The 218-nt window shown below is 67.4% G+C and carries 1 protein-coding gene; it reads right to left on the bottom strand.

Annotation, left to right across the window (positions count from 1 at the left end; all coding sequences use genetic code 11):
• Positions 1-218, bottom strand: a 218-nt coding sequence (locus tag HCK04_RS40830; RefSeq protein WP_240972285.1) for a GDSL-type esterase/lipase family protein, incomplete at both ends; no start/stop codon positions are given.

The raw sequence follows: 218 nt of genomic DNA on the forward strand, positions 1-218 counted from the left end.
CCGGAGTTCGACAGCGGGATGATGGTCGCGACGAACACGTCGGCGTCCGGCGCCGCCGCGGTGATGTGGTCGATCAGCGTGGACAGCCGCTGCGGCGCACCGGACACGTTGTAGTTCTGCAGCACGTCGTTGGTGCCGATGTGCAGCAGCACCGTGCGCGGCGTGTAGGTGCGCAGCCAGCCGTTGATGTTCGCGTCGATCTGGTCGATCCGCCACCC

This window comes from Microbispora sp. CL1-1 (genome assembly GCF_012034195.1).
In the GTDB taxonomy this organism is placed as follows: Bacteria; Actinomycetota; Actinomycetes; order Streptosporangiales; family Streptosporangiaceae; genus Microbispora.